The sequence below is a fragment of the Pseudoalteromonas sp. 0802 genome (assembly GCF_013350085.1).
Lineage (GTDB): Bacteria > Pseudomonadota > Gammaproteobacteria > Enterobacterales > Alteromonadaceae > Pseudoalteromonas.
Genome location: NZ_JABVXE010000024.1, coordinates 25,219 through 41,713, shown reverse-complemented (window position 1 = coordinate 41,713; position 16,495 = coordinate 25,219). Strand labels below are relative to the sequence as shown.

Here is a 16,495-nt window from a genome sequence, read left to right as displayed (position 1 = left end):
GATAGCTGATAGCTGATAGCTGATAGCTGATAGCTGATAGCTGATAGCTGATAGCTGATAGCTGATAGCTGATAGCTTGATGGTGTTCCCCAAGTATGCGGTGCCCGGTGTCAGTCCTGAAACCTTGAGGTTTCAGGGCGGGGATCTGCGGTTTACCGTAGGCTTCTCGGTACATGCCGAGCTTGCACAATAGTAGACGAACAGAAACCCTAACATAAAATTTATCGGCTCAGGGACTTAACCAAGCTCCTGCACCCTAGGGAACACCTTCAGTATATAAGACAAGTTTCAATCCTTAAACCATAGAAGTAAAAAAAGCGGATCGTTCGGGTAGTTTTTCCCCACCTTTAACTGCTTATTTACTTTTCAGATTGCTTTTTGACCTCAATCATACAATTAATTGGAGTTGCGATTTATCGAGTGGTAGCATGGCGTTACTTAGCCGAACAAAGAAAAAGTTATGAGCACGTTACCTGATTACCAACAAGCCCAATTGTTATTAGAAAAGAATGAAATTTTTGTCGCACCAGCTGAAGCCCATGGTGTGATCAGTGGTTTATTAGCCTGTGGCATCAATATCGAAGCCGACGAATACTTAGGTTTACTAAGCGATGTATTCAATGATGGCTTAGCCTTTAATAAAGATTTAAAAGCATTTTTTGCTGACGTGTATTCTCAGGTCGTTGCCAGCTTTAGCGATGAAGAATTTCAGTTTGACCTATTCTTACCAAGCGACGACGAAACACTGATCGATTTAGCCAATGGCTTAGTATCTTGGGTATCGGGTTTTATGCTTGGTTTTGGTTTAAAACAAAAAGATTACGGCAAGTTATCTGCTGATGTGAAAGAAGTGATCAGCGATTTTAGTGAAATTACCCGCCTAGACACCATGTTTGAAGAGACCGAAGAAGACAGCCAAGCACTGCACGAAGTGATTGAGTATGTGCGTGTTTCTGCGCTTTTATGTTTTGCTGAGCTAGGTAAAGAACCAGCCGATAAAAACCCTAAGAAGACCCTTCACTAATCAAATTACAGAGGTTTAGCATGTCGTCCATTGCAATCGATAAAGCTGAATTTAAAGCCCGCCGCGAGCGCTTGCTTGCGATGATGGATAAAAATAGCGTGGCTATTATTCCTGCGGCAGGAGAAGTAACACGTAGCCGTGATACTGAATATGCATTTCGTCAAGACAGTGATTTTTTCTATCTAACAGGGTTTAACGAACCAGGTGCAGTTTTAGTGCTTTGCCCGTCAAGCGATACACCAAGTACGCTTATTTGCCGTAACAAAGACAAACTAGCTGAAATTTGGCATGGCCGTAGAATTGGCTTCGAAAAAGCTAAATCTGAGTACTTATTCGACGCAACTTGCCCACTTAGTGAACTAGATGAACAATTATTAGATTTGGTGAACGGCCAGCAGATTTTATTTTATGCTCAAGGCACTTACGCAAATTTCGATGCAAAGGTTTGGGACTTATTAAACACACTTCGCGGCGCACCTAAAAAGGGCTATAAAGCCCCACATACTATTAAAGATATTCGTGGTTTAGTGCATGAAATGCGTTTGTTTAAATCTGACGCAGAATTAAACATTATGCGCACAGCTTGCGAAATTAGTGCGCAAGGCCATATTCGCGCTATGCAGTTTGCCAAACCTGGCGCAACTGAATACCAATTAGAGGCAGAACTTCACCACCATTATGCAATGAATGGTGCCCGTCATCCTGCTTATGGCACGATTGTCGGCAGTGGCGACAACGCCAACATTTTACACTACACACAAAATGACGCTGAGCTAAAAGATGGCGATTTAGTGTTAATTGATTCTGGCTGTGAACTTGAAGGTTACGCGGCAGATATCACACGTACTTTCCCAATCAATGGCAAGTTTAGCGAACCACAAGCGGCGCTTTACAACATTGTATTAGCAGCTCAAGAAGCAGCATTCAGCCAAGTAAAGCCGGGCGGTAGTTTATCGAAAGCGAATGAACTGGCCTCAACGGTATTAACGCAAGGGCTTATTGATTTAGGCATTTTAACTGGTGAGCTTGATGAACTAATGGCAAACCAAGCATGCAAAGCATTTTACATGCATGGCCTTGGTCACTGGCTAGGGTTAGACGTACACGATGTTGGCGAATATAAGCTTGATGAAAAAGAGCGCGTATTTGAGCCGGGCATGGTGCTCACAATCGAACCGGGTTTATATATTAGCGAAGATGCAAAAGCACCAGAGCAATATAAAGGCATCGGTATTCGTATCGAAGATAACTTACTTGTCACTCAAGATGGCCATGAAAACCTGACCATTTCGGTTCCTAAAACCGTTAGTGACATTGAAGCAGTGATGCAAGCAAACAAAGGCTAGGAGCAAGCGTGGCAAAGCAGTTTGATGTTGTCATTATCGGCGGTGGAATGGCGGGTGCAAGTTGTGCCCTAGGCCTAAAACAGAGCAATAAGCAGTTATCAATCGCTGTAATTGAAGCAAATGAAGTAAGCGCAGACTATCACCCAAGCTTTGATGATAGAAGCATTGCGCTGGCTCAGCAGTCTGTTCAGTACTTAAAATCAATCAATGCGTTTGATTGCCAAGCGCCATTTGCAGCAGCGATTAAAAAAGTAACTGTATCTGACCGTGGCCATTTTGGTAAAACACATATTGATTGCCAAGAATATGGTCATGATGCCCTTGGTTATGTGGTCGAAGTGAACCCATTTGGGCGCAGCCTTCATCAGCAACTTACGCGTACTGATGTTAGTTTGTTTTGCCCTGATACGGTTGCCAAGCTTGAATACCAAAGCGACTTTGCCAATATCACGCTAAGCTCGGGCGAGCAGTTAAGCGCGAAGCTTGTGGTGATTGCCGATGGCGCTCATTCGCAAAGCCGTAAACTGGCTAATATTGAGTTTAATACTCGCGCTTATCATCAAGCGGCGATTATTGCTAACATCGAAGTGGCTGGTGGTCATCATAATCATGCCTTTGAGCGTTTTACTGAGCACGGCCCAATGGCACTGTTGCCAATGAGTAATAACCGATACTCACTGGTGTGGTGTATGGAGCCTGAGCAAATTGAGCACCATATGGCGCTTGAAGACGATGCCTTTTTAGCTGCGTTGCAAAAGGCATTTGGTTACTGCGGCGGCTCATTTAGCAAAGTGGGTATGCGCGCAAGTTATCCGCTTGTATATGGTAAAGCAGAATCACTGAGCAGCCACCGTACGGTATTAATTGGTAATGCAGGGCATGCTATTCACCCAATTGCAGGGCAGGGCTTTAATTTAGGCCTGCGTGATGTGCAACTACTGTGTGATATGGCAAATAGAGACGACCTTGGTGATTACGCCTTTACCCGTTATTACAGCCAAACTCGCAGTAAAGATATTACGACCGTGATGACACTCACAGACAGCCTAGTGCGTTTGTTCTCTAACTCATCACGATTGCTCGCGCTGGGTCGCAGCATAGGCCTTTTCTCAATGGATTTATTCTCCTCGTTAAAAACCCCGCTGGCAAAACAGCTTATGGGTCAGGTTAAGCAAGGTAAACGGATATGAAACAAGCACAAGTTTGTATTGTCGGTGGTGGCTGTGTTGGCCTTACGCTAGCACTTGGTTTAGCAAAAGCAGATATCAGCGTTGTGGTGATTGATGCGAGTAAAAATCAAACCTTACCGGGTGATGATTATGCACTTCGCGTGAGCGCATTGAGTCTGGCTAGTCAGGGGTTATTCGAGTCTTTAAATGTATGGCCAGAGATCATTAAACAACGTGCTACACCCTATACGTCGATGGATGTACGTGATCAAGACAGCTTTGGCAAAATTCATTTTGATCATAACGATCTCGACTTACCGCAGCTCGGTCATATCGTCGAAAACGATATTATTCGCTACGCTTTAATTAGCGAACTTGAAAAGCAAAGTAATGCCACTTTATTGTTCGAAACCCGCTATCAGCAAATTCATCAAACCGACTCTGATGTGTTTATTACTCTTGAAAGCGGCGAGCCTGTGACTGCTAAATTATTAGTAGCGGCTGATGGTGCTAACTCGGCTATTCGCAAGCAGTTCAACATGCCAATTACTTTTAAAGATTATGACCATCACGCCATTGTTGCCACGGTTAAAACCGCTGATGAGCATAACAACACAGCACGCCAAGTGTTTTTGCCAACCGGGCCGCTGGCGTTTTTACCCTTGCCAGATAAACATACGCACTCAATTGTTTGGTCAACAAGCCCAGAGCATTGCGACACACTTTTAGCGCTTGATGATAACAACTTTAATAAAGCGGTTATGGCAGCCCTTGATGGCCAATGTGGTTTATGTGAAGTGCAAAGTGAGCGCATGGCGTTTCCACTTAAGATGCGTTATGCCCAGCAGTGGGTGTCGGGCAAAGTAGTATTAATGGGCGATGCAGCGCACACCATTCATCCATTAGCTGGTTTAGGTATGAACCTTGGTCTAAAAGACGCCGCTTATTTAATTGAGCTATTAAGTAATGAGCAAGGCGAGTTTGCAAGTGCACGCACGCTGCGTGATTATGAACGTACTCGCAAGCTTGATGCGCAAAAACATATTGCCATGATGCAAGGCTTAAAAGAGCTATTTGCGGGCGCTAACCCACTGAAAAAGCTTGTACGTGGTGTTGGTTTAAGCCTTGTAGACAACCTTGGTCCAATTAAACATTTTTTCGCAAAAGAAGCAATCGGTAAATAACACCTAACTAGTTGTTACTATTTAGTTTAAGCCGCAGCTAAGCAATTAGCTGCGGCTTTTTTGCACTTACATGAACGCAAAATGATAGCGCTGTCATTTTTGTTAGTGTATGATTAAATTTTTGTGATTGGTATGGAAATTAAACAGCTTTGTTAAGCGATAATCTCCAACCAAATAAAAATAATTAAACTAAGAGAACAATTATGGAAGCAACGGTTGAGTGTGACAACAACACAAAACAAAGCATCTGGCTGCCAATGGTATTGGCCGGCTCAATGTTTTTTATCTTAGGGTGTATAACGTGGCTTAATGGTGCAATTACACCATTTTTGCAGCAAATGCTTGAGCTTTCGCCGTTACAAGCTTCGTTTATCATCTCTTCTTTTTATATTGCGGTAACAGTTGCCGGTATCCCATCGGCTATGCTGATCAAGCGCGTTGGTTATAAGAATGGTATGGCAATTGGCTGTGCGATTATGGCTTTATCGGCGCTGATGTATATTCCTGCTGCGAAACTGCAAATGATCGAAATCTTTTTGTTCGCACAGTTAATGATAGGTGTTGGACAAACCGTGCTACAAACCGCTGTTAACCCATACGTGGTGAAAATGGGCTCTGAAAAATCAGCCGCTGTGCGGGTGTGTATCATGGGCTTATTAAACAAATTTGCGGGTGTTATCGTGCCTGTGATTTTTGCAGCTGTAGTAGTAAGCGGTGTTGTTGATGGTGCAGGTAAATTATCACAAGAGCAAAAAGACATTATGGCAAATAGCCTTATCATGCCTTATGTGTTGATTGCCGCTTTAATTATGTTATTTGCAGCATTTGCGAAATTCGCACCATTACCTGATTTAGTATTTGATGAAGATGAAACATCAAACGGCAAAGGTGAAATTAAAGAAACCCTAGCACACCCTCACTTAGTTTTAGGTGTAGTGGGGATTGCGCTATATGTTGCTGTTGAAGTTATTGCAGCAGATACCATTGGCTCGTACGCTTTACAAATTGGCGTTGCTGATTACTCAGTTATGACCTCTTACACCATGGCGTGTATGTTGATTGGTTACGCGATAGGTATTTTGACTATTCCACGCTTTATGAGCCAACAAACAGCGTTATTAATGTCGGGTATTGCCGGTATTATTACCGTGTTGTTAGTGGTGCTTGGCAGTAATGACTCGTTCATTATTTCAAACCTATTATTAGTGCCATTTGGTGGCCCACAATTACCAGACCCATTGTTATGCATTGCGTTATTAGGTTTTGCTAATGCCATGGTTTGGCCTGCAATTTGGCCACTGGCTTTAGCTGGCTTAGGTCGGTTAACAGGCACTGCATCAGGCTTATTGATCATGGGTATTGCTGGTGGTGCACTTGGCCCATTATTAATCGGTTTAGGAAACGTAGCAGGCCTAGGCGCACAAGGCGCTTACATTGTGATGATCCCAAGTTATGTATTCATTTTATTCTACGCCTTAAAAGGCCATAAGATGAGAAGCTGGAAATAACCCAGCAAACTAATTTTCAAGTTAGGCAAAGCCGCGGTACGCCCATCACCGCGGCTTTTTTGATCTTAAACTAAAGCTAACAGCTTTCAGCCGTCAGCTATCAGATTCAAAGTTAGCGAGTTACAAGGGTAAAGAAGCTTGTAGGTTGGGTAGAGCGGAGCGAAACCCAACGCTTGGAGCCATCAGCTTTCAGCCGTCAGCTATCAGATTGAAAAAGTTAGCGAGTTAGAAAGAGTAAAGGGGAAAGTTTGCGAGATGCGAGTTGTAGGAGGCGTTTTAACGCCGAATTCGTAGCAGCGGGTTTACCCCGCGTTTTCAAATCAAATTATTCATGGTTAAAACCATTCCTACGCGATATAAAATCGCTGCTACAATCTTGCTAACTTGCTAACTTGCTAACTTGCTAACTTGCTAACTTGCTAACTTGCTAACTTGCTAACTTGCTAACTCGCTAACTCACACCCACAAAAAAGCCGTGTGACTTTCATCACACGGCTTTTGATATTTCGCTAAGTCGTTTTATTAGAACGAGTAGCTGTAACCTAGTTGTAGGGTACGTGGTTTACCTGGTTGAATACCGCCGTTTGCACGGTTTGCAACGTAGGTTTTGTCAAACAGGTTGTCTACTGTTAGGTATACTTTTTGTTTGTCGTCGATTAGGTATTTAGCTGCTAAATCCCACACAACTCGGCTGTCGATTGCATTGCGACCTGAGTCTGTTAAATCTGCGTGAGCATCAGATACATAACGCATTTGCGTATCGAGTACGAAGCTTGAGAACTCAGCACCTACAGAAAGAGCTAATTGATTTTCAGGTACGTATGGCATTGCATCGCCTTTTTCTACGCTACCCCAAAGATCCGATTCAAACGCGTTGTCGAACTCAGAATCAGTGTAAGTGTAAGTTAAGCGAACTGGGAACGAAGCTGCATTAGTAGCAAATACTTTACCTGCACTTAGCTCAAAGCCAGACACAGATACTTCACCGTAGTTGTATTGGTCGCCAATGTTGTCATCGCTACAACCTACAGCCGCAGTACAGTTACCGTGCATGTTTGTGTAGTCAGAGTTAAAGTAAATTACTTCACCTTGAATGCCCGCGTAATCGTAACGACCACCTAGCTCAATGTTAACACTCTCTTCTTCTTCTTGATCCGCATTACCTGGGGCTGCTGGTGCGTAACCTTTTTGAATACCAGCAAGAAGCGTTAGGTTATCGCTTACAGTGTAAGTAGCACCTAGTGATGGTACTAAGATCTCAGTGTCGTTGCTGATATCTTTTGTTAAGCCATTTTCACGGTTAGGATCAGACTTAGCCCATTCAACACGTTTGATTGTGATTTCTTCGTAGCGAAGACCTGCGCTAATGACTAATGCATCAAGTGACCACTCATCTTGAATGAAAAGGGAAGTCGCTTCTGCGCTATCTAAACGGTTGCTGTTTGAACCTGGAACGCCTTTTTCTGTAAGCGTCATTGATAGGTCTTGGTTAAGCGTGTACTTGTCTTCCCATTGGAAACGATCCATTTCATCTTCATGGTAACGTGCACCCACAGTGATGTAGTGGTTGCCCGCTGGGATATGGAATTCAGTTTGTAAGCCTTTCGCTTGGTAATCACGGTTATTCGCTTTTACGCCAACACCTTCAATACCTTCGCTCGTTGGGTTTGCTTCAAATTCGCTGTATTGCTCAAGGTAGCTGCTGCTTACTTTGCTTGCTTTGTACCAGTTACGGTGGAAATCGTTCAGGTAAGCTGTAGCAAGTAACTCGTAACCTTTACCAAAGCGGTATGCATAGTTGATTTGGTATGCATTGTGTTGTGTGTTCATTTCATCGTTTTGCGATGCAGCATAACGACGGTAAGGGTTTTCTTTGTAATCAGCGTCAGTTAAACCCATGTACGTTTCGTCAGAGCGCTCGTCTGAGTACTTTAACTTCATTTCTAGGCTGTGTGCTTCGTTATCACCAAAGTCAAAGCCAAACTTTAATAAGAAATCATTCTTTTCAAAGCCTGTGTTGTCGCTACCTACAGGTAAATCTTTAAAGCCATCTGCACCGTAAGTGAAAACTTCTACAAGGCCTGCAGCATTGTTTTTCTTTTTACCGAAGTAAGCATGACCTTTGTAGAAACCATCGCTACCAAGTTCAGCGTTAAGTAAACCTTTAGAACCTTCAGTTGGTAAGCTACGAGAAACTAAGTTTAAAACACCGCCTGTTGTACGCGGGCCATACTTTACAGAAGCTGCACCTTTAAGTACTTCGATAGACTCCATACGACCCATAGTAGGGAAGTAGTAAGCAGAAGGCGCTGAGTAAGGTGCTGGTGCTACAAGTACACCATCTTCCATTACTGAGATTTTGTCGTTACGACCTGTACCCGTACCACGCATACCTATGTTAGGGCGAAGGCCGTAGCCGTCTTCTTCTTGTACATATACACCCGGTACAGCACTTAAAACACGTGAGATATCAGTATATTCAAACTTTTCTAGTTCTTGCTCATCAATAAAAGTAGCAGAGCCAGGAATATCGTTAATTGCAGATGCAGAGCCAATTACAGTGATTTGCTCGAAGTTTTTCTCTTCTTTAGTTACATCTTTTGCAAAAGCATTAGCGCTTAAAGATAAAGCGACCGCAGTCGAAAGCGTAGAAACAATAAACTTAGGTGTCATTGTGTGTCCTGTATATGTTTAGATTTTTTTAACCGGCGCAATTAAAACATGTAAAATAATGCGAATCAATCCTATTTGTAATAAAACAAGTCTGAACTGTAAGTTTTTGAAATAAATCAAATATAATGAATATAGTAGTATTGTAATACTAGCCAGGGGTTTTGAGTGGTATTAAGTAAAACTTAACAGGTCGGAGCCATCAGCTCGTAGGTTGGGTAGAGCGAAGCGAAACCCAACGTTTGGAGCCATCAGCTATCAGATTGAAAGTTAGCAAGTTAGAAAGAGTAAAGGGGAAAGAAGCTTTAAGCTATAAGTCAGATCAGCCTGCACGCAGTCTCAGTGAAATGCATACCTGTAGGCGTGAAATTTATTTCGCGCGATGCTTATCTAAACCACAGAAGCAAGATGTAGGTCGGGCTTTAGCCCGTCAATTTTAACTATTATGTGTCGCCATAAATGACGACTTACAGTGCTTGATTCATTAACTCGTAGGTTGGGAAGAGCGGAGCGAAACCCAACGTTTGGAGCCATCAGCCGTCAGCTATCAGATTGAAAGTTAGCGAGTTAGCAAGAGTAAAGGGGAAAGTTTGCGAGATAAGAGGAACGAGATGCGAGTTGTAGGAGGCGTTTTAACGCCGAAAAAAGTCGATTGGGTAGGGAGCCCTCTTTACGAATCTAAAACTAGCACCTAGCACCGTAGGCGTGAAATTTATTTCGCGCGATGATCTATTTAAAACGTGTCATGTAAACAGAACGACTACATATTTCATTTACTACGCGATATAAAATCGCGGCTACAATCTTGCTAACTCGCTAACTCGCTAACTCGCTAACTCGCTAACTCGCTAACTCGCTAACTTGCTAACTTGCTAACTCGCAACTCGCAACTCAAACCTACGTCAAACGTAGGGCGATGAATTCGGCGAGTTTGTCTACGGCGGTGCCGGGGTCGTCGGTACGTTTAATTAAACTAATACCGATTTGACCAAGCTCGGGGAGGTCTTTGGTTTGTATTTGGTAATTAAGCTCATTCGGTACGGTGCTTTTTGCAAGCACTGTAATGCCTAAGCCTTCTTTTAACGCCGCAGTTAGGCCGGTTAAGTCGGCATTACTGTAAGCAATGCGGTATTTAATACCCGCACTTTGTAGTGCCTCGATTGCGCGGCGACGATATATACATCCCTCAGGGGCGGTTACAAGCGTTACCACATCGTTCTGTGCAAGGTTTAAATCACCCACCCATACTAGTTGGTCTTGCATAAAAATAGGGAACTTGGCTGATTCGAGCTCTTCGTTTAATGCCAATACTAAATCGAATTGATCTTGGCGCGAGACCGACAATAAATGTTTACTTAAACGAGAGCGCACTTCGAGCGATACATCAGGGTAGAGGGCCACGAAGTCACCTATGATCGAAGGTAGAATACGTGCGGCAAATTCACTGGGGATCCCCAAGCGCACTTTACCTGTCACGTTTTCGCTGGTGAACTGCTGCAAAATGGCATCGTTTTGTTGCAGCATTTGCTTAGCTAATGGCATAAGCAATTCGCCGTATTGATTAAGCACTTGGCGCTGGCCTTGCTTTTTAAACAGCTTATGGCCCAGCATGTCTTCAAGGCGCTTTATTTGTAAGCTCACAGCTGGTTGCGATAGCCCCAATAATTCACCTGCTTTGGCAAATCCGCCAACTTCAACAACAGTGACTAAAGTACGTAAACTATCGGTAGAAATGTTTTTCATTAAAAAATTCTATTTATAGGGCTATGTATATAAGCATTATTTATCAATTGATAAATAATTACAATTTGTTGTTGCCAGCACGGCGCAATATACTTCAAGCATTAACGATTGATAGGTGTCACATATGACTTTTACGCCAATAATGTTTGCTCGCCACAGCCAAGCTGAGACCCCAGCAGACAACGTGCTACAAGCTAATAGCGATACTGCCATTATGGATTTTAGTGGCACTGAAGCAATCCCATTTTTAACGGCTATTTTAGGTCTTGATATTAATAAGCTAACCGCCAGCGGTTTAGGCTTACGTAGTTCATTAGACGATGACCTAACAAGCAGCTACGCTTATGCCCTGTATTACTTTAACGAAACTGCATTTCGTTTTGTATTAGGTAAAGATGCCAGCGTGCAATTACAGTCGCTTATTAATGAGCAACAACTACGTTACGACATTGATTACGTAATGCGTGACGATTTAAGCGCGCTAACCCTAAGTGGTGAGCAAGCGTTTGATGCCTTGGTCGACAGCTTTAAGCTAACGCCGGGGCTGCGTTTATCAGACATGCGCAGCTGCTATGGTGCACAAAGCGGTGAGGTATTTATTACCGCCATAGATAACCAAGCAACACAGCAATTTCAGCTGGTGGCGCGCCAAGCTGAGCTTGATAAATGGCAAACGCACTTACAGCAGCTCGGCTTTGATTTAGCCTTAGCCAACGTTGCTTAAAACATAAAATTTTTAAAACAGCTACGCACTTGGGTGTTTAGCTGTTTTTTAGTTACAAAATCGCAATTTGGGTGTGACAACTGTGCAACTAATGTATAATCGCCGCCCATGTTATTCCCCCTCATTAAATTGAGGCCACGCCCCACAACTTGTGGGTTAATTTAAAAGTGAAGGAATATTATGACTTCTAAAACAGTTTTACATGCTAAGCACCTTGAAGCTGGCGCAAAAATGGTTGATTTCCACGGCTGGGAAATGCCAATCAACTACGGCTCACAAATCGAAGAGCATAATGCGGTTCGCACAGATGCAGGTATGTTTGACGTATCTCACATGACTATTGTCGATATTCAAGGCGAGCAAGCACAAGCGTTCTTACGTAAGCTAGTTGCAAACGACGTTGCTAAGTTAACTGTACCAGGTAAAGCACTTTACACAGGTATGCTTAACGAAGAAGGCGGCGTAATCGACGACCTAATCATCTACTTCTTCTCAGAAACGAACTACCGTTTAGTAGTTAACTCAGCAACACGTGAAAAAGATTTAGCGCATTTAGCTAAAGTTTCGGCTGATTTCGCCGTAACGGTTACTGAGCGTCCTGAGTTTGCAATGATTGCCGTTCAAGGCCCTAATGCACGTGCTAAAACAGCAACAGTACTTAACGCAGAGCAACAAGCTGCTGTTGAAGGTATGAAGCCTTTCTTTGGTGTGCAAGCAGGTGATTTATTTATTGCGACAACAGGCTATACTGGCGAAGATGGTTATGAAATCGTAGTACCTAACGATCAAGCTGCTGATTTATGGCAACAACTTCTAGATGCAGGCGTAGCGCCAGCAGGTCTAGGTGCTCGTGATACGTTACGTCTTGAAGCGGGTATGAACCTTTACGGCCTAGATATGGACGAAAGTGTTTCTCCACTTGCTGCAAACATGGCGTGGACAATTGCATGGGAGCCAGAAGATCGTAAGTTTATCGGTCGTGAAGTATTAGAACAGCAACGCGCTGACAAGAGCACAGACAAACTAGTTGGTTTAGTGCTTGAAGAAAAAGGCGTATTGCGTAGCGGTTTAAAAGTCATCGTTGAAGGTGGTGAAGGGGTGATTACCTCTGGTACATTCTCACCAACTCTTGGTCACAGTGTTGCGCTAGCACGCGTTCCGCGTTCAACTGGCGAAACAGCCCAAGTAGAGATGCGTAAAAAACTGGTTAACGTTAAGGTTGTTAAACCTTGCTTTGTACGTAACGGCAAATCAGTTATCTAAACTATAAAAAATTTGGTGTTATCACCTAATAATGCCAATCATGTTGAGTTGTTAGCATGATTGGTAACAGAACCAAAGGAACAAAAAGATGAGCAATATCCCAAGCGAATTAAAATATGCTACTTCACACGAGTGGGTTCGCGACGAAGGTGACGGTACGTTTACTGTAGGTATCACTGAGCACGCACAAGAACTTCTTGGCGACATGGTATTCGTTGAATTACCAGAAGTTGGTGATGAAGTTGACGCGGGTGAAGACTGCGCAGTAGCTGAGTCTGTAAAAGCAGCATCAGACATCTACGCACCAATCGGCGGTGAAATCGTTGCAATCAACGAAGAGCTTGAAGATTCGCCTGAAACAGTAAATAACGACCCGTACACTGACGGTTGGTTATTCCGTATCAAAGCATCTGACACATCAGAGCTTGATAACCTGTTAGACGCTGAAGGCTACGCTAACACAATCGACGAAGACTAATTAATTAGTCACGCCGACTAAAAGCCCCAGAGATACCCAAACCACTTGAATATACAAAATTCAGTGGGAATTTAAATTGCTTTTGGCAAGGCGACTGATTGAAGATCTAGTGGGCTAAATCGAAATCAGTTAACGCAGAATAAAGCAATTTAAAACCCACCGTTCCGGGGCGTGTGAGCAATATCACTTCATCGTTATATTGATTTAAAAGGGAATGCCATTCCTGCATCAATATGCCTTGAATTGAAAATGCTCACATCGCCCTGAATAAAGTATTATCAAGCGGTTTGGGTATCCAGTTGGGGCTTTTATGATTTTATAGCTTACTTTTCCATACGCTGTAAGTTACTGAATCAACCTGTTTTTAAGTTATTGCCAGTTACCCATTGGCAGTAACCACTTTTTTTTGGATCATAGGAATCTGGACAAATGTCAAACGCCAAATCTCTTGAACAATTAGAGCAAAAGCAAGATTTTATTCGCCGTCACATTGGGCCAAGCCCAGCGCAAGTAAGCGACATGCTGAGCGCTCTTGGAGTATCGAGTGTTGAAGAGCTGATCGGTCAAACGGTACCTGCAAGCATTCGCTTAGAGCAAGGTTTATCAATTGGCGAAAGCCGCACTGAAGTTGAAACACTAAGCTACTTAAAATCAGTAGCAAGCAAAAACAAAGTGTTCAAATCATACATCGGTCAAGGCTACCACCCAACTCACGTACCACACGTAATTTTACGTAACGTACTTGAGAACCCAGGCTGGTACACTGCGTATACACCATACCAACCAGAGATTGCACAAGGTCGTTTAGAATCATTATTAAACTTCCAGACTATGACCCTAGACCTAACTGGTCTTGATTTAGCAAGCGCGTCATTACTTGACGAGTCAACGGCTGCTGCAGAAGCAATGGGCCTTGCAAAGCGTGTTGCTAAAGCTAAAAAAGCTAACATCTTCTTCATTGCTGATGACGTACACACGCAAACTATCGACGTTGTTGCTACACGTGCAGACCAGTTTGGTTTTGAAGTAGTTGTTGGTCCTGCAAGCGAAGCGGCTAATCATGAGATTTTTGGTGCATTATTCCAATACCCATCAACAACCGGTGAAATCACTGACGTAACTGACCTAATCGCACAAGTACAAGACAAAAAAGCGATTGCCTGTGTTGCTGCAGACATCATGAGCTTATTAATGCTTAAAGCACCAGGTAAACTAGGTGCAGACGTAGTACTTGGTTCAGCACAGCGTTTTGGTGTACCTATGGGTTACGGTGGTCCACACGCTGCATTCTTCGCAACACGTGACAAGTACAAGCGTTCACTACCAGGTCGTATTATCGGTGTTTCAAAAGACCGTTTAGGTAACGACGCACTACGTATGGCTATGCAAACACGTGAACAACACATTCGTCGTGAAAAAGCCAACTCAAACATCTGTACAGCGCAAGTACTACTAGCGAACATGGCAGCGTTCTACGCGGTTTACCACGGTCCACAGGGCCTTAAAACTATCGCTGAGCGTATCCACCGTTTTGCAGATATCTTAGCGGCAGGCTTAAAAGCGAAAGGTGTAAACCTTAAGCACGACACGTGGTTCGATACATTGACTGTTGTTGCAGATAACAAAGACGAAATCATTGCACGTGCAGTAGAGCACGGTGTTAACTTTGCGTCTAACCGCGCAGGTGAATACTCAATTTCTGTATCAGAAACAACAACCCGTGCAGACGTAGCTGAGCTATTCGACATCATTTTAGGTGAAGATCACGGCCTAAGCGTTGATGCACTAGCAAACGAAATCGAAGTAAACGGCAGCAACTCAATTCCTGCAAGCCTAGTACGCGATGACGAAATTTTAACGCACCCTAACTTCAACTCGTACCACAGCGAGACTGAAATGTTGCGTTACATCAAGCGCCTAGAGAACAAAGACTTAGCGCTTAACCACTCAATGATCTCATTAGGTTCATGTACAATGAAACTTAATGCGACAGCTGAGATGATCCCAATCACTTGGCCTGAGTTTGCAAATTTACACCCATTCTGCCCACTTGATCAGGCAGCGGGTTACCAAATCATGATGACTGAGCTACATGATTGGTTAGTAAACATCACAGGTTACGATGCTGTTTCACTACAACCTAACTCAGGTGCACAAGGTGAATACGCAGGCTTAATCGCGATTCGTAAATACCACGAGTCACGCGGTGAAGGTCACCGTAACGTATGTTTGATCCCAAGTTCAGCGCACGGTACAAACCCAGCGTCTGCACAAATGGCAAGCATGAAAATCGTGGTTGTTGACTGTGATAAAAACGGTAACGTTGATATGGCAGACCTTAAAGCGAAAGCCGAAGAGGTATCTGAAAACCTATCTTGTATCATGATCACTTACCCATCTACACACGGTGTTTACGAAGAAACAATTCGTGAAATCTGTGACATCGTGCACCAGCACGGCGGTCAAGTGTACATGGACGGCGCAAACATGAACGCGCAAGTAGGTGTTACAAGCCCAGGTTCAATCGGTTCTGACGTATCGCACCTTAACCTACACAAAACATTCTGTATTCCACACGGTGGTGGTGGTCCAGGTGTTGGCCCAATCGGTGTTAAATCTCACCTAGCGCCATTTATGCCTAACCACAGCGTAATTAATGTTGCTGGCACAAACATCGGTAACGGTGCGGTTTCTGCTGCCCCTTACGGCTCAGCAGCTATTTTACCAATCTCGTGGGCATACATTGCCATGATGGGCTCTGAAGGCTTAAAACAAGCAACAGAAATGGCTATCGTGAACGCTAACTACTTATCAGAGAAGCTAAGCGAGCACTTCCCAATTTTATACCGTGGCCGTAACAACCGCGTTGCGCACGAGTGTATTGTTGACCTACGCCCAATCAAAGAGCAAACAGGCGTTACAGAAATGGACGTAGCTAAACGACTACAAGACTACGGTTTCCATTCACCAACTATGTCATTCCCAGTAGCTGGCACACTAATGATTGAGCCAACTGAGTCTGAGTCTAAAGTTGAGATCGACCGTTTCATCGAAGCAATGGTGTCAATCAAGTCAGAAATCGACCGTATCGCATCTGGCGAATGGTCAATTGAAAACAACCCGCTAGTGTTTGCACCGCACACACAAGCAGACGTACTAGGCAATGAGTGGGATCGTGCATACGACCGTTTCTACGCAGCATTCCCAGTACCAAGCGTAGCAAAAGACAAATTCTGGCCTACAGTAACCCGTATCGATGACGTATACGGCGACCGTAACCTAGTTTGTTCATGCCCAGCGGTTGAGACTTACCGTGATTAAGGTTTGATTAATGTGATCATGTAATTAAGTGGGTTAACGTTTTAATTAAGATGGTTAACTTATTT

11 protein-coding genes and 1 other RNA gene are annotated in these 16,495 nt (G+C 43.6%); 9 read left to right on the top strand and 3 right to left on the bottom strand.

The genetic code is table 11. From position 1 onward, the window contains the following. Nucleotides 1–82: 82 nt before the first annotated feature. A non-coding RNA gene (gene ssrS / locus HUS61_RS19375) (6S RNA) lies at nt 83–266 on the bottom strand. 194 nt (nt 267–460) lie between these two features. Here ssrS and HUS61_RS19370 point away from each other — a divergent pair. The 5 genes from HUS61_RS19370 to nagP all read left to right on the top strand — a co-directional run bounded on the left by HUS61_RS19370 (nt 461) and on the right by nagP (nt 6,231). Beyond that, complete coding sequence (locus HUS61_RS19370; protein ID WP_054551315.1) at nt 461–1,024, top strand: UPF0149 family protein; 564 nt, start codon at nt 461–463, stop codon at nt 1,022–1,024. Nucleotides 1,025–1,044: 20 nt separating this feature from the next. Next, nucleotides 1,045–2,370, top strand: a complete 1,326-nt coding sequence (gene pepP / locus HUS61_RS19365; RefSeq protein WP_175083477.1) for a Xaa-Pro aminopeptidase — start codon at nt 1,045–1,047, stop codon at nt 2,368–2,370. A gap of 8 nt (nt 2,371–2,378) precedes the next feature. Then, nucleotides 2,379–3,560: a 2-octaprenyl-6-methoxyphenyl hydroxylase gene (gene ubiH / locus HUS61_RS19360; protein ID WP_175083476.1), complete on the top strand. Its 1,182-nt coding sequence runs from the start codon at nt 2,379–2,381 to the stop codon at nt 3,558–3,560. Then, nucleotides 3,557–4,723: an FAD-dependent monooxygenase gene (locus HUS61_RS19355; RefSeq protein WP_175083475.1), complete on the top strand. Its 1,167-nt coding sequence runs from the start codon at nt 3,557–3,559 to the stop codon at nt 4,721–4,723. Before ubiH ends, HUS61_RS19355 begins: the two co-directional genes overlap by 4 nt. A 203-nt stretch (nt 4,724–4,926) precedes the next feature. Beyond that, entirely contained in the window at nt 4,927–6,231 is a 1,305-nt protein-coding gene (gene nagP, locus HUS61_RS19350; RefSeq protein WP_055198117.1) for an N-acetylglucosamine MFS transporter NagP, read from the top strand. Nucleotides 6,232–6,753: 522 nt separating this feature from the next. On the opposite strand, the gene HUS61_RS19345 is transcribed toward nagP, so the two are convergent. Beyond that, complete coding sequence (locus HUS61_RS19345) at nt 6,754–8,904, bottom strand: TonB-dependent receptor domain-containing protein (protein ID WP_175083474.1); 2,151 nt, start codon at nt 8,902–8,904, stop codon at nt 6,754–6,756. Between the two features lie 894 nt (nt 8,905–9,798). Beyond that, nucleotides 9,799–10,644 (bottom strand): LysR family transcriptional regulator, encoded by an 846-nt coding sequence (locus HUS61_RS19340; RefSeq protein ID WP_054551321.1) that lies wholly within the window; start codon nt 10,642–10,644, stop codon nt 9,799–9,801. A 124-nt stretch (nt 10,645–10,768) separates the two neighbouring features. Here HUS61_RS19340 and HUS61_RS19335 point away from each other — a divergent pair, with 124 nt between their 5' ends. From HUS61_RS19335 to gcvP, 4 genes are all read left to right on the top strand, one after another. Then, the gene (locus HUS61_RS19335; RefSeq protein ID WP_054560756.1) at nt 10,769–11,368 is read left to right on the top strand and encodes a hypothetical protein; all 600 of its coding nucleotides are present in this window, start codon (nt 10,769–10,771) and stop codon (nt 11,366–11,368) included. Between the two features lie 180 nt (nt 11,369–11,548). Then, nucleotides 11,549–12,631, top strand: coding sequence for a glycine cleavage system aminomethyltransferase GcvT (gcvT, locus tag HUS61_RS19330; protein WP_054560755.1), 1,083 nt, complete (start codon nt 11,549–11,551; stop codon nt 12,629–12,631). 88 nt (nt 12,632–12,719) lie between these two features. After that, on the top strand, nt 12,720–13,109 hold the full coding sequence (gcvH, locus tag HUS61_RS19325) for a glycine cleavage system protein GcvH (RefSeq protein ID WP_054551324.1): 390 nt from the start codon (nt 12,720–12,722) through the stop codon (nt 13,107–13,109). 429 nt (nt 13,110–13,538) lie between these two features. Then, the gene (gene gcvP, locus HUS61_RS19320; protein ID WP_175083473.1) at nt 13,539–16,430 is read left to right on the top strand and encodes an aminomethyl-transferring glycine dehydrogenase; all 2,892 of its coding nucleotides are present in this window, start codon (nt 13,539–13,541) and stop codon (nt 16,428–16,430) included. Nucleotides 16,431–16,495 lie beyond the last annotated feature (65 nt).

Excerpts from the sequence above, each read along its gene's own strand:
- gcvH (WP_054551324.1), top strand. The coding sequence starts at position 12,720 with ATGAGCAATATCCCAAGCGAATTAAAATATGCTACTTCACACGAGTGG.
- HUS61_RS19370 (WP_054551315.1), top strand. The coding sequence starts at position 461 with ATGAGCACGTTACCTGATTACCAACAAGCCCAATTGTTATTAGAAAAG.
- gcvT (WP_054560755.1), top strand. The coding sequence starts at position 11,549 with ATGACTTCTAAAACAGTTTTACATGCTAAGCACCTTGAAGCTGGCGCA.
- HUS61_RS19335 (WP_054560756.1), top strand. The coding sequence starts at position 10,769 with ATGACTTTTACGCCAATAATGTTTGCTCGCCACAGCCAAGCTGAGACC.
- gcvP (WP_175083473.1), top strand. The coding sequence starts at position 13,539 with ATGTCAAACGCCAAATCTCTTGAACAATTAGAGCAAAAGCAAGATTTT.
- HUS61_RS19340 (WP_054551321.1), bottom strand. The coding sequence starts at position 10,644 with ATGAAAAACATTTCTACCGATAGTTTACGTACTTTAGTCACTGTTGTT.
- pepP (WP_175083477.1), top strand. The coding sequence starts at position 1,045 with ATGTCGTCCATTGCAATCGATAAAGCTGAATTTAAAGCCCGCCGCGAG.
- nagP (WP_055198117.1), top strand. The coding sequence starts at position 4,927 with ATGGAAGCAACGGTTGAGTGTGACAACAACACAAAACAAAGCATCTGG.
- HUS61_RS19345 (WP_175083474.1), bottom strand. The coding sequence starts at position 8,904 with ATGACACCTAAGTTTATTGTTTCTACGCTTTCGACTGCGGTCGCTTTA.
- HUS61_RS19355 (WP_175083475.1), top strand. The coding sequence starts at position 3,557 with ATGAAACAAGCACAAGTTTGTATTGTCGGTGGTGGCTGTGTTGGCCTT.